At 67.7% G+C, this 23,830-nt stretch carries 4 protein-coding genes and 1 tRNA gene; 2 read left to right on the forward strand and 3 right to left on the reverse strand.

Annotated elements, in window-relative coordinates; translation table 11 throughout:
- Positions 1–6: 6 nt before the first annotated feature.
- Both KF715_12630 and KF715_12635 read right to left on the reverse strand, forming a co-directional pair.
- Complete coding sequence (locus KF715_12630) at positions 7–1,032, reverse strand: SDR family oxidoreductase (GenBank protein ID MBX3737535.1); 1,026 nt, start codon at positions 1,030–1,032, stop codon at positions 7–9.
- A complete protein-coding gene (locus KF715_12635; GenBank protein MBX3737536.1) occupies positions 1,029–2,105 on the reverse strand; it encodes a hydroxyacid dehydrogenase in 1,077 nt (358 codons plus the stop codon). The genes KF715_12630 and KF715_12635 overlap by 4 nt, the downstream gene beginning before the upstream one ends.
- Positions 2,106–2,293: 188 nt before the next feature.
- On the opposite strand from KF715_12635, the gene KF715_12640 reads away from it, so the two are divergent.
- Positions 2,294–2,371: transfer RNA gene (locus tag KF715_12640), tRNA-Glu, on the forward strand.
- A gap of 179 nt (positions 2,372–2,550) precedes the next feature.
- On the opposite strand, the gene KF715_12645 is transcribed toward KF715_12640, so the two are convergent.
- Positions 2,551–3,033, reverse strand: coding sequence for a DUF3387 domain-containing protein (locus tag KF715_12645; protein ID MBX3737537.1), 483 nt, complete (start codon positions 3,031–3,033; stop codon positions 2,551–2,553).
- A 340-nt stretch (positions 3,034–3,373) separates the two neighbouring features.
- On the opposite strand from KF715_12645, the gene KF715_12650 reads away from it, so the two are divergent.
- Positions 3,374–23,713, forward strand: coding sequence for an immunoglobulin domain-containing protein (locus KF715_12650; GenBank protein ID MBX3737538.1), 20,340 nt, complete (start codon positions 3,374–3,376; stop codon positions 23,711–23,713).
- Positions 23,714–23,830 lie beyond the last annotated feature (117 nt).

Below are 23,830 nucleotides of genomic sequence, written 5' to 3' on the forward strand. Positions count from 1 at the left end.
GGGCGCTCAGCCGGCGAGGAAACGCGTGCGCGCGTCGGCGAGCGCGGTCTCGTAGGCGGCGGTGAGACGGTCCCAGCGCCCGTTCATCTCCGCATCGATCTGTTGGCGCGTCGCATCGGCTCCGAACCACGCGAGGGTGCGGCGGATGCCTTGGGTGAACGGCGTGCGGGCGGCGAAGCCGGGGACGAAGCGCCTGATCTTGGTGTTGTCGAAGATGGCGGAGACGGCCTTGTCGCCGAGCAGCGTGCCTTCGACAGCGGGGACGCACGAGATGATGAAGTCCGACGGGATGTGGAGGAACTTCGGCTGCGTCACGCCGGCGGCTTCGGCGGTGAGGCGGAAGATCTGGTTCCACGTCAGCGCCTCGTCGGACGTGATGTGGAAGGCGTGGCCGAGCGTCGCGGGGTTGCCAAAGAGGCCGACGAGTCCGGCGGCGAAATCGGTGTTGTGCGTGATCGTCCAGAGCGAGGTGCCGTCGCCGGGGATGATGGCGGGTGCGCCGCGGCGGAGGCGATCGATGGCGGTCCAGGGAAATTGCCAGGAGTTCAGCACGAGCGGAATCTGGTCGTCGCCGTAGGTGAGCGAGGGGCGGATGATCACGCCGGGGAAGCCGAAGGCTTGGTGGGCTTTTTCCAGTTCCTCTTCGGCGGCGATCTTGTTGCGCGAGTAATCCCAGTGCGGGTTGGCGCGCGGGGTGGATTCGGTGATGAGGTAGTGCGCGAGCGGCTTTTGATAGACGCTGGCGGAGCTGATGAAGAAATACTGGCGCGTGCGGTCGCGGAAAAGTTCGATGTCGCGGCGGACATCGGCGGCGTGGAAGGCGATCCATTGCACGACGACGTCCCAGGTGTGGCCTTCGAGCGCGGCGCGAGTCGCGGCGGGATCGGCGATGTCGGCGACGAGGGTGCGCGTGCCGGCGACCGGGGCGTGGCGTCCGCGGTTGAGCAGCCAGAGCTCGTGGCCGGCGGCGAGGGTGAGTTGGGCGACGGCGCGGCTGATGATGCCGGAGCCGCCGACGAAGAGGATTTTCATGGGGAACGGGAGGGCGGGCGCGACGTGTCGCTGAGGGACCAGGCGCCGACGGGGATGCTGCGCAGGCGGCCGACCGTCTCGAGCGTGGCGCGTTGGCAGCGTTGGGGCGGGAGGCCGGAGAGAATGCTCTCGAGATCGTCGACGACGAGCTGGCCGATGAGCGTCTGGATCTCGGGCACGCTGCCGCAGCGATGCGCTTGCAGCAGTGTGTTGGGCGTGGTGCGGCCAGGCTCGTCCCGCGGGATCGGTTCCTCGGGCCAGACGTCGATGCCGGCGCGGATGTGTCCGCTGCGGGCGGCGGCGAGCAGCTCGGGGAAGTTCACGAGGGCGGCGCGGCTGGCGAGGATGACGACGCTGCCCGGCGACATGCTCGCGAAGTGGCGCGCGCCGATCTGGCCGGTGTTTTCGGCCGTGTTGGCGGCGAGGAGAAAGACGACGCGGGCGCGGGCGAAACACTCGTCGAGCGTGGCGGGGAGGACGTCCATTTCGCGCAGCACGGCGGGATGTATCCACGGATCGTGAATCAGGATTTCGCGGGAGAACGGGCGCAGCAGCGGCAGCAGGGCGCGCCCGAGATTGCCGAAGCCGACGAGCGCGAGGGGTTTTCCGTGGAGGAGGAAGGAGTCGTGGTTGTCGCCCTTGAACTCCCGGCCGGCGCGCAAGGCGGCATCGGCCTCGTGCATGCGGCGGGCGAGCGAGATGGCCATGCCGAGCGCCATCTCGGCGACGGGGCGGGCGTAGACCGGCGCGGTGGAGAGCACGGGGATGCCGCGGCGGTGGCATTCGGCGTAGTCGACGTTCGGCAGGAAGTTGCTCTCGACGTTGAAGACGGCGCGCAACCGCGGCGCGCGGTCGAGGCGCGCCTTGTCCAAGGGCGATTGACCGATGAGGGCGATGGTGTCCGGCAGGTGTTTTTCGATGTGTTCGGCGCTGGCGGGCGACCCGTCGTGCCAGAGGACGCGGCCGAGGCGTTCGAGCCGGCGTTTCGTCGGTTCGTCGAAGATGCGCTCGATCTTGCGCGGATGGGGATCGAGCAGAATGACGCCGTCCGGAGAGGAGAGGAGGGAGGACATGCGAACGCACAGCTCTATCCCGCAGTCCGCGCGTTTTTGCGAGTAAGATGCAGGCGGCCAATCGTTTTGGGGTGAGCGGCGGGCGGGGTTGGGCGGCGCGCGGCGCCGATGCGAGAAAATCCTTGCGCGAGGGGGGGCGGGTCCTACTTTCGCCCTTCCGTTTTTTGCCCAACGCAAATCCGAGCTACGTCCCCATCGTCTAGCCCGGTCCAGGACACCACCCTTTCACGGTGAGAACCGGGGTTCGAATCCCCGTGGGGACGCCAATCTACCGCAATGCCGCTATCTCAAACGAGTTAGCGGCATTTGCTTTGGGTCATATAAGGCTCCAATCATTAGTTTTTCCAATAATCTTCCTATAGATTCAGGACTGACGCGGAATGAAATTAATGACGCCGAGGGGAGGGGGTGCTTATCGGGCGGCACCGATCACCAAGCCGGTGCTTCAGGCTTCAAATGTATTGCCGAGCTCCTCCGCATGGCCGAAATCGCGCTCACGGTTCGAAAAAACTGCGAACGTCAACGGAGTCCCGAAGGGATTCAACGAGGCATGCGACATCCTCGTTGGTCGGCTTCTTTTCGGGTTCACGGTATCACCCACCAACTCGTGGACCTCGGTGCGGGAACCAGCCTCGTATCTGAGGTGTGGCCTAGTTGACGCTCGCTGGATCTTCTTCAACCGTTCGAGCAGATGTGACGCGACCTTCTTCACTGCGTTGCGCTCAGACGTGCTGAGTTCCGGCCCTGGTCGAGTCAGAATGTCAAAAATAGGCAGCTCCTCTTCCTCCCGGACATGCCGCGTCTCTTCCTGCGTCAGCGTTCGACTAAAGGCCAACAGTTCATTGAGGAGGTCCTCGATGTTCTTACTGCCAGAGTTATACGCGGCGATCAGTGACTCGAACTGCTCCTGAAAATCGAGGGGAGCCATTCAGCATCTAATGGGGCGACGCGGATGGTCTTTTTGCGCGCGCAATCACCACCAAAGTCTTGCGCATCTCCTCTTCGAGGGGGCATGCTTAACTTTATCCGGTCTCGGGCCTTGGCGGAGAAATTTGCCAAACTGGATCATATCAACGCGCGCGCATGCCTCATGCACGCGACCTTATTCGTGTCCTGAACCCTGCCAGCCCCGTTGTCGTCTTCCGGTTTGCCCGCCGCCGCCTTGGCGCTCTTGTGCCGAGGGTCGATGCGGGACTTCTCGGCGTGCAACGGGACTGGTTAGCGCTTGATCGCTTCCGCTCGGTCGCACCGGGCGTTCGCTACTACCGATGAAAGTCCTTCGCATCACCGCCCTTGTCGCAATTGCCGTCGCGCTCGCCGTCGGCTGGCGCGTGTTTTCGCATCGCCAATTGCCCGCGAAGGCCTCCGCTGGCTCCGCTGTGGCGCAAGACGCACCGGTGCGCGCCACGCCGGTCGCTGCCGGAGCGGCGGCGACGGCGGCACCCGCCACCGCGGGTGCGGACTTACCCGCGATCTTCGGGGTGCGAGGGCCGGTGACCCTCGATGAGGTGCCGACTGGACGTTTTCGCGAACAACTGGGGAAACTGAAGCCAGCCGCACGGGTGCAGGCCTTGGCTGCTCTCGGGCGATTGCGGGTGCCGTATCTCGACGTCGGCTCGCTCGCGACGGACGCGAATGGGCAGCTCTATTACGAATGCCAGCGCGAGCTCGCGGCCGCTGCCGTGGAACAGACCTCGCTGCCGGCGGCGAGCGCGGCGTTGACGGTCCCGCCCACGCCGCCGATTCGGCACAGCCGGCCCGGTGCGTCGCGCGTGCTCTACCTCGACTTCAATGGGCACGACGTTACCGGCACCGCTTGGAACGAAGCCAATCCTTCCGCGAATCGCCCGGCCATCGGAACCTACGCCTGCCGCCCTTACGACACCGACGGTAACGAGGCCACGTTCAGTTCCACCGAGCAGGCGCAAATCGTCGAGATCTGGCAGCGCGTCGCGGACGACTACAGCCCGTTCGACGTCGACGTGACGACCGAGGAACCCGCTGCTTTCACCGCCACGACGCTCCGCGCGCTGATCACGCGCACCGTGGACGCCAACGGCGTGGCCAACCCTTCGAGCACCACCGCCGCGGGTGTAGCGTATATCGACGTTTACGGGCGCAACGACGTGGCGTGGTATTCGCCGGCATTCGTGTATTTCGATTCGCTTTCGGGCCCGGCCTCGGTGGCCGAGGCCGTGTCGCACGAACTCGGTCACAATCTCGCGCTCTCGCACGATGGCACCACCACCGCGCAGTATTATGGGGGCCATGGCACGGGCGAATTTTCGTGGGGCCCGATCATGGGCGCGCCTTACTCGCGCTCGATCACGCAGTGGTCCAAGGGTGAATACTACGCGGCGAACAATCCGCAGGATGACCTCGCCCTCATCGGTGCGCGCCTGACGCTGCGCGGCGACGCGGCCGGCGCGTCGCTCGCCACCGCCACCGACGCCCCGACGACCGGCAACGACGTCAGCGCCGCGGGCGTGCTTCTCAGCGCGAACGAGAGCCGGTTTCATCGCGTGGTCACGGCCGCGGGGCGCATTGGATTCAGCGTATCTCCGGTCGCCTACGGCAACACGGACCTGCGCTTGGAATTGTTGAACTCTTCCGGGACCGTCATCGCCCTCGACGATCCCGCGACGACCCGCATCGGCGGCGTATTTACCGGGGTGCCGGTGCCCGCAGGCATCTACTACCTCAAGGTCACGGCGTCCGGCATGGGCACGCCTCTCGCCAATCCGCCGAGCGGCTACACCAGCTACGGCAGCGTGGGCCGATACGCGCTCGCCGGCACCGTCGTCGCAACCGCGCCGGTCATCACCAGCAGCAGCGTTGGGAGCGCCGCTGTGGGGCACCCTATCACCTATCAAACGACCACGGCTGGCTACGCGAGCGCCTTCGCGGCTGATGGATTGCCGCCGGGCGTCGCGATCGATCCGACCACCGGCATTCTCTCCGGCCGCCCGACGACGACCGGCGTTTTCTCGATCACGCTCCGCGCCACCAACGACATCGGCACCGGCACCGCGACGCTGACACTGACGGTCAACGCTGCGGCGCCCGCCCTGACGACCGCGTCTGCCCCGGCGACCGTCCTCGCTCCGGGCGAGTCGACCACGCTCAGTGTCTCGGGATTCAGCGTGAACGGCGCGGTCGCTTACCAATGGTTCTGCAACGGCCGGCCGATCGCCGGAGCCACGAGCGCGACCTATGACGTCAGCGGCGCGGCGCAGCGCGGCTTCGCCGCGTATTGGGTGACGCTCACCAACACCATCGGCACGACCCGCAGCGCGCCGTTCTTCGTGAACACGGCGCCGGCGATCACTCGCGTGCGTGCTTGGGGCGCTGCCAGTGCGTCGAGCCAGACGACGATCCCGGCCGGGCTGAACCGCGTCGTCGCAGTTGCCGCAGGCAGTGGACACTCCGCGGCGTTGAAGGCCGACGGCACCATCGTGAGCTGGGGCTCCACCGGCGTGGCGCCGGCGGTGAGCGACGCTGTCGCGATTGCCGCCGGTTACGATTTCACCGCCGCTCTGCGGCGCGACGGCACCGTGGTGATCGGTGGCTCCGCCAACATGGGGGCCAATGTGCCGAGTGTGCCCGCGAACCTGCGCGATGTGGTCGCGATCGCGGCGGGCAATTACCATGTGGTTGCCCTGAAGTCGGACGGCACCGTTGTGAGTTGGGGTTCGGCGAGTTCGAGCGTGCTGTCGCCGCCCGCCGGACTGAGTGGGGTGGTGGCGATTGCCGCGGGCACCTCCAATTCGCTGGCGCTGAAGTCGGACGGCTCCGTCGTGAGTTGGGGGTCGGCCAACGCCGCGCCGCCGGTCGCACTGACCGGCGTGAAGTCCATCGCCACCGGCAATGGCAACGCGCTCGCCCTGAAAGCGGGCGGCACGACGGTTGGGTGGGGCAGCAATGTCGTGGCGGCTCCTTCAATGTTCGACGATCGCTCCCAACTCGCGCTCGACGCGGTGGGCGCATTTGCCGTCGGCCCGGATGGCCGGCTCACCGCTTGGGCCACCTCCGGCACGGGTGGCACGCCGCCCGCCGACCTTGGCCCGGTGTGGGGACTTTCCGCCAATTCCTATCACGCAATCGCGGTCTGCGATGCCGCGGCGGATACGGCGCCGACGATCGCCGCACCTCCTCAAAGCGCCACGCGCGGCCTCGGCGCGCCGCACACGCTGCGAGTGACGGCGACGGGCCCCGGGGTGTTTTCCTACCAATGGCGCAAGGACGGGACGGCCATTCCCGGCGCCACGTCCACGACACTGGTCTTCAATTCGCTCCAACCGGCCGACGCCGGCGCCTACGATGTCATCGTCGGCAATCATGTTGGCTCGACCACGAGCGCCGCGGCCGTGCTGACGATCGAGAATCCTCCGTTCGTGACAGCCGCGCCGCCGCGCATCAACGAGGCCGTCGTGGGCGCTCCGTTGACGCTCGCGGTCAATGTCACCGCGGCAAACGGCCCGCTTTCCTATCAATGGTTCCGCGACAATCGCGCGATCCCCGGCGCGACGTCGCCGACCTATTCGCTCCCGTCGTTCACCGCCGCCGATGCAGGCGCCTATGTGTTGGAAAGCACGGATGCGCACGGCGTCGTGGTGCGCACCCTGACCTTCGTGCGTCCCGCGTTCGGCCCCACGCAGCTGGAGGTTTGGGGCAACAGCAGCTACGGGCTGAAGAACGTGCCGCCGACGCTCGGCGATGCGGTGGCATTCCGCATCGGATCGTCTCTCGCAGTGGCCGTGCGCGCCAACGGCGCCCTCGCGCTGTGGGGCGAAAGCGCGACCACGGCCGCCAAGACGTTCGCCGCCAGCGTGACCGACGCCGTCGCCGCCGCCCCACTGGACAACGGGTTTGTCGTGCTGCGCTCCGATGGCCGCGTCGTGACTTGGCGGAGCTCAGGTGGAGCGACCGTCGAACCCTATCTCGACGTGATCGCGATCGCCGCGAGCGACGGCTTCGCTGCCGCCTTGCTGGCCGATGGCACGGTGCGCACTTGGGGCGGCAGCTACGCCCCCACGGTGCCAGTGGAGCTAGCCGGCGTGACCGCGATCTCGGCCGGCGCCACGCACCTGCTCGCGCTGAAGCTGGACGGCACCGTGGTCGCACTGGGCGGCAACAACTACGGGCAAGCCACGGTCCCAGCGAATCTCGCCAACGTCGTCGCGATCGCCGCGGGCAATTACCATTCGTTGGCGTTGGTCTCCGGCGGCGCCGTCGTGAGCTGGGGCAACGGCACGTCAGTGCCCGCGGATTTGCCTGCCATCGGCGCGATTGCCGCGGGCTATAACTTATCGCTCGGGCTCCGGGTTGACGGATCGCTCGCTCTGTGGGGAACGACGTCGTCGGACTACCTCACCTTTCCCGCCAATCTCTCCGGGATCGTTGCCGTCGGCGCTGGCTCCTCGGTGCCCGGACTTCTTCGACGGGCATCGGCCGATAGCGGCCCGGTCGTCGTGCAACAGCCGAACGCCGTCGTCACCGCGGCCGGCGAACACGTGCGGTTCACCGTGCGGGCGACCGGGACCGCGCCGCTCAACTACACGTGGCGCAAGAACGGCGTCGCGACCGGCGTGACAGCTCCGGTGTTCGACCAGCTGAATGTCCAGGCCAGCGACGCCGGCAGCTACGATGTGGTGGTCTCGAACCACGTCGGCTCGGTGACGAGCGCGGCAGCCGCCCTCTCGATCGTCACGCCGCCGACGGTCACCGCCGCTCCGCCGCAGCGCGTGCTGGCCCAGCCGGGTGGATACGTTCGCCTCGGCGTCACGGCGACCACGGCCCATGGCCCGCTAGCCTACCAGTGGAAGAAGAACAACCGGCCGATCTCCGGCGCCACGGCACCGAATCTCACGTTCCGCCAAGCCACTCCGGCCGACGCTGGAGCCTACACCGTGGAGGTCACTGATGCGCTCGGCGCGGTCAGCCGCGCGACGACGTTCCTCGTGCTCGACCCGGGGCCGACGCAGGTGCGCACCGACTATTCCTATCTAACCGACATTCCCGCGACACTCGGAGATGCGCTCGCCGTGCGCACGGGATATCTCACCGCAGTCGCGCTGCGGCGCGACGGCACGCTCGTGGGCTGGGGTGCGAATTTTGTCGGCGGGTTGCCGACGAGCACGGTGCCGTTCGTTGATGTGCGGCCTCTCGATTACGCCGGGCTTGCGTTGGGTGCGGATGGCAAGATCGCGACTTGGGCGGATTCGCCCTACAGCACCTTGGGAAATCCGCCGGCGACGTTGAACAGTCTTGTTGCGATCGATGCCGCACGCGGATCCTCGATCATATATGCCCTCCGGTCTGACGGACGGGTCTACTCTTGGGACTACTACGGCAACGTGGTGATGCTCCGAGAGCCAACGCTGCCGGTGACCGCGATCGCCGTCGGCACGTCGCATCTGCTGATGTTGCAGATCGACGGCACCGTGGTCGCGTCCGGTAGCAATTACGAGGGCGAGACCATTGTCCCTGCCGGCCTGACCGGCGTCGTGGCAATCGCGGCCGGGAACGACTTTTCGCTCGCACTGAAGGCCGATGGCACGGTGGTGCAGTGGGGATCCACCGTGAACAATGGGCAGTTCAAACCGCCCGCGTGGCTGACTGACGTTGTTGCTCTCGATGCGCGCGACAGCCGCGCCAACGCGCTGCGCGCAGATGGCTCCGTGGTGGGTTGGGGCTCCGGTGGCGCTTCGGTCCTGTCCTCCGTCGGGCCAGCTTTGACCGTTACCTCGGCGGGGAACTACTCGTCGAACGTGGTTTGGTTGCGCCGTTCGACGGGCGACGCACTTCCGACGATCACAACGCAACCGTCGGCTCCCTCGGTGATGACGGCCGGTGATACGCTGACGCTGCGCGTCGCCGCGAACGGTCCGGGCAATCTGGCCTATCAGTGGCGCCGGAACGGCACGCCGATCTCCGGTGTGACGGCGGCGACCTACACGCTTTCCCCGATCGAACTCGCCGCTACGGGCGACTACGACGTCGTGGTGTCGAATCACGTGGGCAGCGTCACAAGCAACCGCGTGCCGGTGAACGTGCTCGCGCCGCCAGCCATCACCGGCACGCCCGTGCGCCGCATCATCGCGAGCGTGGGCGCACCCGTCACGCTCGCGTTCACCGCGAGCAGCGCGAACGGACCGCTCACCTATCAGTGGAAGAAAAACAACCGTCCGATCACCGGCGCGACGGCGGCGGCATACGCGTTGTCCAGCGTCACGCGTGTCGATGCCGGCGCCTACACGCTGGAGATCACCGACGCGCGGGGCGTCGTTACCCGCGCGACCACCTTCGTTTTGGTTCCCGGTGCCACCGCCGTGCGCGCGTGGGGTGCCAACGATACGGGCCAGACCGATGTGCCCGCCGGACTCGACGATGTCGTCGCCGTCGCAGCAGGCGGCTCGGGCAATCTGGCCTTGCGGGGAAACGGAGCCGTCGTGGCGTGGGGGCGCTACAGCTCCTACGGCAGTGCGATCACGGTGCCGACGGACCTCGGCGAAGCGGTCGCCATCGCAACGAGTGGTGATTACGCGGCCGTGTTGCGCAGCGATGGCACGGTGCGCACGTGGGGCGCGGGCTACACCTCGTTGCCGGTGTCGGCGCGCGTGCGTGGCGCGATCAGTATCGCGTTAGGCAGCGGACAGGCGAGCGCGTTGCTGTCCGATGGCAGTGTTGTGACGTGGTCGCTCTCGACCGGCGCGGTGGTCGACATGGGCCCCTTCGGTGTTTCCGGCGTCGTGGCGCTCGCGCGCGGTTACGAGCATGTGCTCGCGTTGCAGGCGGACGGCAGTGTGCGCGGGTGGGCCGCGTCCACGTATTCCTCGTCGGTCAACGCCGCCAGCGTCCCCGCGAATCTTTCCCAGGTCTCAGCCATCAGTGCCGGCGGGTATCAATCCGTCGCATTGAAGGCCGACGGCTCCATCGTGGCGTGGGGCGACAACTCCGCCAATGTCGCGATCGGCCCCGGCGGCGCGTCCGCCATTGCGAGCGGCTCGAACTCCTCCGCCGCCTTGCTCACCAACGGCAAGCTCCGGGTGTGGACCACCAACGGTTCAATCGCGCTCACCACCGTGCCGGCCGACCTTGGGGTCGTCGTCGGCTTCGTCGTCGGCGGTTCGCATGCGCTGGCGATGCTGGATCGCTCGTCGTTGTCGCTGCCGGTCATTACCCAGCAACCTGCCGCCGCGACCGTGGCCGCCGGCGACTCTGCGATCTTCCGCGTCGCCGCGACCGGCGTGGCCCCCCTCAGCTATCAGTGGCGGAAAGACGGCGTGGCGATCGCGGGCGCGACCGGCGCTGCGATGGTTCTCGCGTCTGCTCAGGTGGCGGATGTCGGGACTTACGATGTCGTCGTGTCCAACCTCGCTGGCTCGGTCACGAGCCAGGGCGCGGCGCTGACCTTGGCGGAAGGCCCGCAGATCACCTCGGCCCCGGCGCGCCGACTCGTGGTGGCTAGCGGTGCGCCGACGACCCTGACGGTCGCGGCGAGTTCGCCCTTCGGCCCGCTCACGTATCGCTGGAAAAAGAACAACCGGCCGATCGCCGGCGCCACGTCTGCCACGCTGGCGCTGCCCAGCTTCACCGACGACCAAGCCGGAGCCTACACCGTCGAGGTGATCGACAGCCGCGGCGTGGTGTCGCGCGCTACTTCGTTCGTGCTCGCGGCGCGCAGCAACACGCAGTTCCTGGCCTTCGGCGATGTGCCGGCGAATCTCGCAGCGGTCCCGGCCGACGCGGGCAACTCGCTCGTGTCGCTGGCGGCGGGATCATCCCACGCGGTCGCGCTCCGCGCCGACGGCACCGTGGTGGCTTGGGGTTCTAACACCTCCTTGCAGACGAACGTGCCCAGCGGCCTCGCCAATGTCGTGGCCGTCGCGGCGAACGGCACCAGCAGCATGGCGCTCAAATCCGACGGCACCGTGGCGACGTGGGGCCGCAGCTACGCGGCGGTCGAAACTGTGCCCGGGTTGAGCGAGGTCATCGCGATCGCGACCTGCGAATCCCACCACCTCGCCCTGCGCGCGAACGGCACCGTCGTGGCCTGGACGCGCAGCGACGTCGCCGATCCCATCCAGACACCGGGCAATTTGCCCGCTTTGCTGGCGGGGCTCGCCGACGTGTCGGCGATCGCCGCGTATTCGGGATATTCCGCGGCCGTGAAGGCGGACGGCACAGCGGTGGTCTGGGGAGCTTCGAGCAACGATTCGCGGGTCACAGGTGCGGCCGGCCAATCCGGTCTCGTGAAAGTGGCGCTGAGCTCGACCACCGCGCTCGGCTTGCGTGCGGACGGAACAATCGTGGGGTGGGGTAGTGGCAGCTACGTGCTGCCGGTGCCGACCTCGTTGCCGCCGGCCCGTGATCTCGGCTTGGGTTATTATCACGGTGTCGTGCTGAAGGCCGACGGCACGGTGACCGGTTGGGGCCACAGCACCTACGCCCAACCTTCCGGGCAGGCGGATGTGACCGGTGCGTTCGCGATCGCCCTCGCCGATTTTCGCACGCTCATTCTGCGAGAAGGACCGAGCGACGCCGCGCCGACCATCGTCACCGCACCTGTCAGCGCGCTTGTGGCGGCAGGCACCGACGCGACTTTCACGGTGGTTGCGAGTGGCATCGGCCCCATCCGCTATCAATGGCGCCGCAACGGCACGCCAATCGCCGGCGCCACCGCCGCCAGTCTGACCATCCCGGCCGCCACTGCCGTCGATAACGCCAGCTACGATGTCGTGGTGTCGAACCACGTCGGCTCGACGACGAGCACAGCAGCCACGCTCACGGTCGTGACGCCGCCCAATTTCGCCACGATGCCCGCGGCCCGCCAAGTCGTGACGATCGGCCAACCGGCGACGCTGAGCTTCACGTTGGCCGGCGATACCACGGGCCTCGTTTACCGCTGGTATTTCAACACGCAATTGATCGCCGGAGCGAACGGCCCCAGTTACGCGATCCCGTCGGTGACCACCGCGAGCGCGGGCGCCTACACGCTCACAGTGACCAATCCGCAGGGTTTAACCGTCCGCCGCACGAGCTTCGTGCTGCTCGACCGCGGGCCGACACGCGTGCGCGCGTGGGGCAACAGCGACTATGGTCAGCTGGCGGTTCCGGCGGCACTCGGCGACGCGATCGCCATTTCCGCGGGCAGCACACACGGACTCGCGCTGCGGCGTGATGGCACGGTGGCGGCGTGGGGCGGGTCGAACAGCAGTGCGGCGAGCGTGCCGGCCAACGTCGCCGATGTCGTCGCCGTGGCCGCCGGCGCCTCCCACTCGCTCGCCCTGCGCTCCGACGGCACGGTCCTTACTTGGGGCGGCGGCGGCTCGGCTCCGAGCGGCCTCCGCGATGTCATCGCCATCGCTGCCGGCGATAACCGCAGCATCGCGCTGAAGTCCGACGGCACGGTCGTGACTTGGGAATACAGCTCCAGTTCCACCACGCCGCCTGCAGGTGTGACCAACGTCGTTGCCATTGCGGCAGGTGCGACGCAATTCCTCGCGCTGCGCGCGAACGGCACGGTCGCCGCGTGGAGCAACGGCACGACTTACAACAACGAGACGAACGTGCCTGCCGGGCTCGCGGGAGTCGCCGCGATCACCGCGGGCGGGAATACGTCGGCCGCGCTCGGCGCGGACGGCAAAGTGACCATTTGGGGTTCCGGAGCGTCCAATCTCGCGATCGGCAATACGGAGGCTACGGCCATAGACTGCGGTTCGAATTACGGCCTGCTGCGCCTGCGGGATGGAAGTTTCCTCAGTTGGGGTGACACCTCGTCAGGCGCCCGCAATCTCCCGACCGATCTCGGCCTCGTGCACGAGTTCGCCGCGGGCGGCAACTTCGCGCTCGCGCTCTGCGGCGCCGTCGGCGACACCGCGCCGGTCATCACCACTCAGCCGCAAGGCGCGCTGGCCGCGCTCGGCGGAAAGGTCACCTTCAGCGCGTCCGCCACCGGCAGCGGCACCCTCAGCTACCAATGGCGCCGCAACGGTCTGGCGGTCTCCGGCGCCACTTCGCCCACGTTGCGGATCAATATCACCGATGCCAGTGTCGCGGGCGCTTACGAACTGGTCGTGACGAATTATGTCGGCAGCGTCACGAGCGCTCCTGCGGTGCTGACGCTCGCGCCGGCGCCGGTGTTTACCACCCGCCCGACGCCGCGACTCACGCCGACGCTCGGCCAGCCCGTCACGCTCACTGGCAACGCGACATCCGCAACCGGACCGATTGCCTACCGCTGGAAGAAAAACAACCGTCCTATCCCGGGCGCGACCAGCGCTACATTCTCGCTCGCCGCGTTCACAAACGCCGACGCCGGCGCCTATACGCTCGAAGCGACCGACGCCAACGGACTCGTCGGTCGCGCCACGACGTTCTTGCTGCCCGACTACGGTCGGACGGAAGTGGTCGCTTGGGGCAACACCAGTGGCACGGGGCCGGTGCCCGCCGGACTGGATAACGTCGTCGCGGTTGCGCCGGGCTATTATCAGGGTGCGGTCCTCCGTCGCGACGGCACGGTGGCCGTGTGGAGCGCGCAAAGCTCTTCAGCTCGAAATGTGCCGGCCGGGCTGGCGGACGTCGTCGCCCTCTCCTCCGGCTCCGAATACACGCTGGCGCTCAAAGCAGACGGCACGGTGACCGCGTGGGGTTACGCCAGTTACGGGCAGACCACCGTCCCGGCAGGCCTGACCGACGTCATCTCCGTTCTCGCGGCTGACGGAAACGCCTTCGCGATCAAGTCAGACGGCACGATTGTCGTGTGGGGCGATAGCTCCAGCGCCGTATCCAAAGTGCCCGACGCAGTCACCGACGTGTGCGCGTTGGCCGTGAGCTCGCACGCGCTCGCGTTGCGCGCCGATGGCACCGTGATGGCTTGGGGCGCAAACAGCAGCGGCCAGGCGACGGTGCCCGCCGGGTTGACCGGTGTCGCGGCGGTGTCCGTCGGCGATTATCACTCGCTCGTCCTGCGGGAGGATGGCACGGCCGTCACTTGGGGTGCGCTCACGAGCGCCGAGCTCGCGCTGCCTTACGACCTCGGCGGCGTTCTCTCCATCTCGGCTCGCAGCAACCTTTCCGCGGCGATCAAAGCGGACGGCAACCCGATCGTGTGGGGCAGTAACAGCTATGGCGTGAATGCTCCCCCAGCGAACCTCGGCGGATTTGTCGCCCTCGCCCTTGGCCGAAATTCTAACGTTCTGGCGGCCCGGACCGCAGGCGCCGACGCCCTGCCGGTCATCACCGCACAGCCGCAATCGGCCTACGCGGCGCGCGGCGGCGCGCACACGCTCTCGGTCACTGCCACCAGCGCTCGCCCCCTATCGTATCAGTGGCGGCGCGCGGGCACCGTCATCGCCGGCGCGACCGCGGCGACGCTCGAACTTACGGCGCTGACCGATGCCGCGAGCGGCGACTACGACGTGCTCGTCAGCAATCCGGCGGGCACAGTCACCAGCGCGGTGGCGACGCTCACCGTCACCACGCCGCCGACCGTGGTCACGGCCCCGGCCGCGCGCGTGGTGGTGTCGCCCGGTGCGCCGCTCACGCTCTCTGCCACGGCGACGAGCGCCAACGGCCCGCTCTCCTACCAGTGGCGTCGCAACAACTGCCTCTTGCCCGGAGCGAATTCGGGCACGTTCTCGCTCGGTTCTTTCACCTCGGCCGATGCGGGTGCCTACACGCTCGAAATCTCCGATGCTCGCGGTGTGCTGACGCGCGTGACTTCCTTCGTGCTCGCGGCGCGCGGGCGCACGCAACTGCGCGCTTGGGGCGCAAGCCCGGCGACCTCCTTGCCCATAGCGGTGAGTGACGCGATCGCTGTCGCGGCCGGCTCTTATCATTCGCTGGCCCTGCGCGCCGATGGCACCGTGCTGGCGTGGGGCAGCTACACGACCGATGCGTATGCCGTTCCGTCCGATTTGCGGGATGTGGTGGCGATCGCCGCGGGAGACGGATTCTCGCTGGCATTGCGGCAGGACGGCACCGTGCGTGCGTGGCAGAACAGCTATTCGTCCACGACGCCGAGCGCGTTCGTTCCCGCGCTGACCAACGTGATCGCCATCGCGGCGGGCGAGACCGCCGTGGCCTTGTGCTCCGACGGACGCGTGGTTTCGTGGCATCCCCTCGCATCTTCCACTGTCTTTTCCGTGCCGCCGTCGGCGAAGGGTGCCGTTGCCGTCTGTGCTGGCGACTACCAGGCTATGGCGCTGAGGCTCGATGGCACCGTGGTCGCGTGGTTGACGAGCAACTCGACGGTCAATCTCCCGAGTCTAGGTGACGTCGCGAGCATCGCGGCGGGCGGCGGTCTCTACGCCGCCATCAAGTCCGACGGGACACTCGTCACCTGGGGATCGTATGCGAGCGGTGCGCCCGCCAGCGCCGTCGCGGTCTCGTGTTCGGATACTTTCGGTATCGCGCAACTCCCCGATGGGACCCTGCGCAGCTTTGGCAGTTCGGGCGGCTCCGGCGAGACGACGGTGCCGGCTGATCTTGGCGTCGTGCTGGGCTTCGATACTGGCGCCGATCATGTCGTGGTGTTGCGGGACGCGAACGCCGACGCGCCGCCGACACTCACCGCCGAGCCTCAGTCAGCGACGCGCGCGATTGGTGCGAGCTATACCTTCTCAGTCGTCGCTACCGGCGCTGCCCCTCTCTCGTATCAGTGGTTCAAGGATGGCGTGGCCATCGCGGGCGCGACGAGCGCGAGCCTCCCGTTCGAAAAGGTCGCGACCACCGATGCCGGCGCCTATTCAGTCGTCGTTTCGAATATTGCGGGTTCGCGCCGGAGCGTGGCCGCTACGTTGACCGTTCTCGCACCACCGGCGGTGACCAGCCGTCCGGCAGCTCGCACGGCGGCGCCGCTCGGCCAGCCCCTCAGTCTGGGCGTCACGGTCACCACCGCGAACGGCAGCCTGAGTTATCAGTGGAAAAAGGGCATGCGGCCCATTGTGGGGGCGACGAGTGCGACGCTAAATTTGGCGTCGTTCACGTTTGCCGACGCGGGCGCTTACACGCTCGAGGCGACCGATTCCCTGGGCTTGGTGACACACGTCACGACGTTCGTGCTGCCGGCGAATGTCGTCACGCAGGTGCGGGCCTGGGGCAGCAACAACAGCGGCGAGACCAATGTGCCGGCGACCTTGGGCGACGCGATCAAGGTGAGCGCGGCAAACTCCCTCTCGTTTGCGCTGCGTGCCAACGGCGAAGTGGTCGCCTGGGGCTACACCGGCGGCTCGAGTTCGATTGTCGCGAGCTTGAGCGAAATCGTCGACATTGCCGGCGCGATTGCGCTGCGGTCGGACCAGCGCGTCGTGAGCCTGAGCAGCAGCAGTTACACCGTGCCGACGACGGCGACCGGGGTGGTGGCGATTGCCGCGAGCTCGTCGCACTACCTCGCGTTGCGCGCTGACGGCACGGTGGTGGCGTGGGGCTACGATGGTTACGGCCAATGCGCCGTGCCGGCTGGGTTGAGCAACGTCGTGGCCATCGCCGCCGGCGGCAATTCGAGTGCTGCGTTGCTCGCGGACGGTTCGGTGGTCGTGTGGGGCGAGCTGCGCAATCTCGCGGCGCCGGCCGGCTTGCGTCCGGTCGATTTGGCCATGGGGTCGCGCCATTTGCTCGCCCGCAAGGCTGACGGCGCTGTGGTGGCGTGGAGCAATTACAGCTATGCGTCGGAAGCGACGGTTCCCGCCGGCGTGACGTCCGCGGCCGCGATCGCCGCGGCGCAGGAGCTGTCGTTTGCGATCAAGCCCGATGGCACGCTCGCAGCGTGGGGCTCGAGCAGCGCGCTGACGAGCGTCCCCGCCGGTTTGGACAACGTGTGGGCCGCGGCTGCCAGCGGTAACCACGTGCTCGCGCTGCGCAATGCCGCCGGCGATGCCGCGCCGGTGATCACGACGCAGCCGAGCGCGCAGAATGTCGGCGCGGGCATGCGCGCGACCTTCAGCGTGACGGCCACGGGCACTGCGCCGCTCTCTTATCAATGGCGCCGTAACGGCACGCCGATCGCGGGCGCGACGACGGCGACTTACGCCATCAATGCGGCTGCCACCAACGACGTCGGCAGCTACGATGTCGTTGTCACGAATCACCGCGGCAGCATCACGAGTGTCGCGGCGGCGCTGACCGTCGACGTGCCGCCGCAAATCACCGGCGGCTCCAGCCAGCGCCTCACCATTGCGCCCGGCCAGCCGCTGGCGCTATCGGTCACCGCGACTACGACGAACGGGCCGCTTTCGTATCGTTGGAAGAAAAACAACCGCGTGGTCGCCGGTGCGAACACCGCGAGCTACTCGCTCGCCAGCTTCACGGTGGCCGATGCCGGTGCTTATACGGTCGAAGTCAGCGATGCGGCCGGCCGCACGAGCCGGCGCACGAGCTTCGTGTTGCCGGCTTTCAGCGCGACACAGCTCGTGGGATTCGGCAATGCGAGCAGTTACGCGCTGACGACCTTGCCCAGCACCATCTCTGGTCCGTTGGCGAGCGTGGCCGCGGGAAGTTCGTTTAACGTCGCCTTGCGGCTGGACGGCACGGTGGCGGCCTGGGGCTACAACGGCTCTGGGGAAACGAATGTGCCGGCGGGACTTGGCGGCGTTGTGGCGGTGGCGGCTTACGGCAGCTATGCTCTCGCGCTCAAATCCGACGGCACCGTCGTGATGTGGGGAAATTCCGGCAACACGACGATGGTGCCGCCGACCGGACTGAGCGATGTCATCGCGATCTCGGCGGGCTCGTCGCATGCACTGGCGCTGAAGTCGGACGGTTCCGTCGCCGCCTGGGGTTACACCGGTTATGGCGCCACCGCAGTGCCCGCCGGGCTGACTGACGTCGTAGCGGTGGCCGCCTACGACAACTACTCCCTCGCGCTGAAGGCGGACGGCACGGTCGCCGCTTGGGGCACGGCGTCGAATGGGCAGATCAGCGGTGCGGCGACGCAGACCGGATTCTCCCGGCTCTCGGGCAGCTCCTACAGTGTCGTGGGCGTGAAGATTGACGGAAGCGTGGTTGGTTGGGGCTCGAACGTTTACGGGCAGCTGACGATTCCGGCCAACGTGGGCCCGGTCAGTGACGTGTCTCTGGCGGCCTACCACGTGCTCGCGCTGCGCTCCGATGGCTCGCTCGCGGCTTGGGGCACTGCCAGCAATGGCGAGACGACGATCCCTGCGAACACGACCGCTTGTTTCGCGGTCGCGACGGGCTATTCCCGATCGCTTGCTCTGCGCAACGCGAGTTCCGATCTCGCGCCGGTGATCACGTTGCCGCCGCAGGCCACGACCGTCGTCGAAGGCGGTGCGACTACACTTGCCGTCACCGCCACTGGCTCCGGCACGCTGACTTACCAATGGCGCAGGGACGGTGTCGCGCTCGCGGGAGCGACTTCATCCTCGCTCTCGCTCCCGAGTGTCACGCCCACGCAAGCGGGCGCGTATGATGTCGTGGTGACGAACCACGTCGGCTCCGTCACGAGTGCGTCGGCGACGTTGACTGTGGCGCCGCTGCCGACCGTCACCATGACCGGTGCACGGCGCAATGTCGTGGTGCCGGGTGGTGCGGTGACCTTCTCGGTTTCGGCGAGTGGCACAGGCAGCATATCCTACCAATGGATTCGCAACGGCCGCCCAATTCCGGGCGCCACAACCTCGACTCTGGCCCTCACCAATCTCACCGCGGCCGATTCCGGTTGGTATCTCTGCGTCGTCACCGATGCGAATGGCGCGCGGCGGTCGCAGCCGCGGTGGTTGACCGTCCCGGCGGCACTTACGCAAGTGACCGCGTGGGGCGGCAGCGGCGACAGCTACAATCCGACCAACGTGCCGGCGGGGCTGACGGATGCAGTGGCGATCACTGCCGGGCCCAGCCAATCCGCGGTGATCCGCCGCGACGGCGGGCTCGTCGCGTGGGGCCGATTCAGCACGCAAACATCGTCGTTGACCCTCGGCGGCGTGGTGGGCGCGGCGGCGACAGATTCCTCGCTGCTCACGTTGCACGACGACGGCACCGTGCGGAGTTGGGGGAGCTACTCGTATGTGCCGGGACCCTTCCCCGACGTCGTGGCGGTCGCTGCCGGCGGCTCCAACGCCGCTCTGCTGCGCTCTGACGGGACCGTCGTTTACTGGAGCATCTACAACCAAAACGCGACGACCGCCGCTCCGCGCGACATCGTGGCGATCGCGATGGGCAACAGCGGCGCGATCGGTCTGAAGGCGGATGGCAGCGTCGTTTCCCTGACGACGCAGACCGTCACCATCCCCGACAACCTCGGCACCGTGGTCGGCGTCGCGGCGGGTTACCAACACTGGCTCGCGCTCCGCAGCGACGGCACCGTCGTCGCTTGGGGAGGCAACACCTACGGCCAGACGACCGTTCCGACCGGCCTGACGAACGTCGTGGCGGTCACCGCTTCGGCAAATTCCTCCTTCGCCGTGAAAGCCGACGGCACCGTGGTCGCTTGGGGCTCGAACCAATCTGGAGTCACGCCGCTGCCCGCAAATCTCGCTGCGGTGACCGCGTTGGCGAGCAATGCGGGTAACCACGTCATCGCGCTGCGTGATGCTTCCGCCGACACGGCGCCGGTGATCTCGAGCGCGCCGGTGGCGCTCGTGCTGGGAACAGGCGAGCGCGGCACGTTTGCGGTGACGTCTTCCAGCGCGGGGCCGCTCAGCTATCAATGGCGCAAGGACGGCGCGCCCATCGCCGGCGCCACCGGCGCGTCGCTCGCGCTCGAAAATGTCAGTTCGGCCGCGGCCGGCAGCTACGACGTCGTTGTCTCGAATCACATCGGCTCCACGACCAGCGCCGCCGCGACGCTCACGGTGGAAAATGGTCCGACGTTCGCGCAGCGCCCGGCGGAGCGGGTGAGTGTCACGACGGGCAGCGAGCTCGCGTTGACCGCCACGGTCAGCGCCACGTATGCGCCCGTCAGCTACCAGTGGAACAAGGACAACCGGCCCATCGCCGGCGCGACCTCAGCCAGCTATTCGATTCCGAACTTCACCTTTGCCGATGCCGGCGCCTACACGCTCGTGGCCACCGATGCGCACGGACATCGCGCCTACGCGACGTCCTTCGTGCAACCGAACTACGGGCCGACGCAGGTGCGTTCGTGGGGCTCGAGCAGCACTTCGTCGTCGGCCGCGGTGGCCGATGTGGTGGATGTCTCCATCGGGAACGGGGGGCTCGCGGGAATCCGCGCGAGCGGCGCATTGACCGTGCTGAGTTCGAATTCCATCGGCAACAGTCCGGCATTGAGCGACGCCGTGCGAATTTCGGTGGGTTATTCCCACGCCCTCGCGTTGCGCAGCAATGGTCTCGTCGTGGCATGGGGTAGCAGCAGCTACGGACAAACGACAGTGCCGGCATCGCTCCGCGACATCGTCGCCGTCGCTGCGGGAGATAACCATTCGCTGGCTCTGCGCGCCGATGGGACAGTCGCCGCTTGGGGCTACAATAACGCCGGTCAGTCCACCGTGCCCGCGAACCTCTCCGAAGTCGTCGCGATCGCGGCCTGCAGCAACACCTCGGCGGCGTTGAAGTCCGACGGTTCAGTGGTCGTGTGGGGCGACAACTATTACGGGCAGGGCAGCGTGCCCGCTGGCTTGAGTGGTGTCGTCAGGATCGCGCTCGGTGCGGGGCACGCGCTGGCGTTGAAGTCCGACGGCACCGTCGTCGCATGGGGCAGCAGCAATTACGGCCAAGTCACCGTGCCGGCGAATCTCACCGGCGTAGTCGAGATCGCTGCGGGGGCGTGGACTTCGTATGCCCGCAAGTCTGACGGCACCATCGTCGTCTGGGGGCAAAACTACTACAGTCAGGCCACGATCCCGGCGGGGCTCGGAACCGTCCATCGCTTGACGGCCGGTAGCGATAGCGTCGCAGCGCTGCGCAGCACCGCGGGCGATCTCGCGCCCGCGATCACGGCGCAGCCGGCCAACGTAGCCGCGACCCTGGGCAACAGCTACTCGTTCACCGCCACAGCCACCGGTGCCGGCCCGCTCAGCTATCAATGGCGCAAGAACGGTGCGCCGATCAGTTATCAGACGAGCGCCACGCTCACGCTCTACTACGTCGATAGCTCGGCCGCCGCCACCTACGATGTCGTGGTCAGCAACCACATCGGCACCGTGACCAGCGCGAGCGCGACATTGACCTTCGCAAGCAGCGGCGGCCCGACGCTCACCCTTACCGGCTCGTCGCGCCTGCAGCCCGCACTCGGCCAGGAAGTGGTGCTCGCCGTCAACGCGAGCGGCACGGGCACCCTGAGCTATCAGTGGAAAAAAGACGGACGTGTCCTCGCCGGCGCGACCGCGGCGACGTTCAATTTGGCCAGCTTCGCCAACACGGACGCCGGCGCCTACACGCTGGAAGTCACCGACGCCTTGAGCCGTGTCTCGCGTGCGACGATCTTCGTGTTGCCGAACTACGGCGCGACGCGTGTTCGCAGCTGGGGACTAGGATCGTGGGGGCAGACCATCGTGCCGCCCGGCCTCGCGGATTCGATCCGCGTCGCGGCCGGTGACGCGCATTCGTTGGCCTTGTCGCGCGACGGGCGCGTGGCGGCGTGGGGCGCCAATAATCAGGGGCAGACCGCGGTGCCCGGCGATCTCGCCTCCGTCGTCGCCATCGCGGCCGGAGGTTTCCACAATCTCGCGCTGAAGTCCGACGGCACCGTCGTGGGTTGGGGCGCGAGCGGCACCTCGCAGGGCACGGTTCCTTCCACGCTCAAGGGCGTGATCGCGATCGCCGCGGGCTATACGCAATCGGTCGCGCTGCGCGACGACGGCTCAGTGCTATCCTGGGGCACCAACAACTACAGTGCGCCAGTCGTCTCGACTGGCGTGGCCGTGGCTGCCGGCGGACTGCATGCGCTCGTGCTGAAGGCCGACGGCACCGTTCTCGCCTGGGGCGACAACACCTACGGACAAACGACCGTCCCAGCGGGGTTGAGCAATGTCGTCGCGATCGCGGCCGGCACTTCACACAGCGTCGCGCTGAAAGCCGACGGCACCGTCGTGGCATGGGGGCGCAATCAGCTCGGGCAAACCTCCGTGCCCGCCGGCCTCAGCGGCGTCGTCGCCTTGCGCGCCGCGGCCGACTACTGTCTCGCGTTGAAGGCGGACGGCACTGTCGTCGTGTGGGGCGATGCGAGCGATGGCGTCGCCAGCACTCCCGCCGATCTCGGGCCGACGCTGGACATCGCGACCGGCATTCGTCACGGACTCGCCCTCGTCGCCGGCTCGACGGGATCGGGTCCCACAATCACCGCGCATCCTCAGAGTGAAAACGGGCGCGAAGGCGCCACAGTCACGCTCCGCGTGACGGCGTCCGGTGCGGGTTCGCTCGCTTATCAATGGCGGCGAAATGGCGTCGCCTTGGACGACACCGCGACCCGCAGTGGCACCGCCACCGATACGCTCCGGCTGGGCGGTTTCTCCGTCGGCGCGGTGGGCAACTACACCGTGGTTGTCTCCGACGCCAACGGCTCCGCGACGAGCCTCACGGCTGTCGTCGACTACGAGAAAACACCGCAAAGCATCGCGTTCGCCGCGCTTGGCGATCGCGACTACTCCGCGACGGCGCTCACGCTCGATGCCACGGCCAGCTCCGGTCTGCCGGTGAGCTTGGAGGTCGTCAGCGGCCCGGCGCAGCTGAACGGCAACTCGCTCACGCTCACCGCTGCCGGACCAGTCACGGTTCGCGCCACGCAGGCAGGCGACAGCACTTACGCCGCCGCTCCGCCGGTCGCGCACACCTTCACGGTTGGCAAGGCGACGGCGAGCGTCGCGCTCGGCGATCTCACGGCCGTCTTCGACGGCACGCCGAAGAGCGCGACCGCGGCGACCAATCCGGGCGGACTAGGCGTAGCCATCACCTACAACGGCTGGACACCGGCGCCCGTCGCCCCGGGCACGTATGCCGTCACGGCCACCGTGACCGACACGCGTTTCTCCGGCACCGCCACGGCCACGTTCACGATCGAGAAGGCCGCGCAAACCATCACCTTCGCCGGCCCCGCCGACCAGCCGTTCACGACTGCGCCGTTGACGCTCAGCGCGACGACCACCTCCGGACTCGAGATCGTGTTCTCCGTTGTCTCCGGTCCCGCGACAATCACCGGCAACTCGCTCCAACTGCTCGGCAGCGGCACGGTCACCGTGCGCGCCAGCCAGGCCGGCGACGAGAATTTCCTCGCCGCGTTCGTGGACCGCACGTTCGTGGTCGGGACGACCTTCGATGCTTGGCGGTTGAATTATTTCAGCGCCGCCGAACTGCTCGATGCCGCAATCTCCGGCCCGAATGCGGACCCCGATGGCGACGGCTTCGTGAATCTGACCGAATACGCGCTCGGCACGCACCCGCGCGCGAACTCCGCGGCCGCCGCGCCACAAATGGGCTTGGTCGCGGGCGAGTGGAGGTTCACCTACAGTCGCCCGGCCGATCGCCCCGACGTCACCTACACGGTCGAATACTCGACGAACCTCACGACGTGGCGATCCACCGGAGTGACACACGCGCGCGTGACGACCACCGGCGGCATCGAGACGTGGCGCGCGACCTACTCGTCTAGCGGCATTCCGACGTGCTTCTTCCGTCTGGTCGTCACCCACTGAGGATCCACCCGTCGCTCCCGCGTTTGCCGCGGCGAGCGACGCTGGCGTGGTTCGGGGCGTCCCCGCTTAACCGGAGGCGCGGTGTCGCGTGAGCCTTGCCGCGCGATGGGGGCGAAA

Origin of the sequence: Candidatus Didemnitutus sp. (genome assembly GCA_019634575.1) — a bacterium.
In the GTDB taxonomy this organism is placed as follows: domain Bacteria; phylum Verrucomicrobiota; class Verrucomicrobiia; order Opitutales; family Opitutaceae; genus Didemnitutus.

Bases quoted from the DNA above. Each gene is read 5' to 3' on its own strand.
- KF715_12630 (MBX3737535.1), bottom strand. From the start codon at position 1,032: ATGAAAATCCTCTTCGTCGGCGGCTCCGGCATCATCAGCCGCGCCGTC.
- KF715_12635 (MBX3737536.1), bottom strand. From the start codon at position 2,105: ATGTCCTCCCTCCTCTCCTCTCCGGACGGCGTCATTCTGCTCGATCCC.
- KF715_12645 (MBX3737537.1), bottom strand. From the start codon at position 3,033: ATGGCTCCCCTCGATTTTCAGGAGCAGTTCGAGTCACTGATCGCCGCG.
- KF715_12650 (MBX3737538.1), top strand. From the start codon at position 3,374: ATGAAAGTCCTTCGCATCACCGCCCTTGTCGCAATTGCCGTCGCGCTC.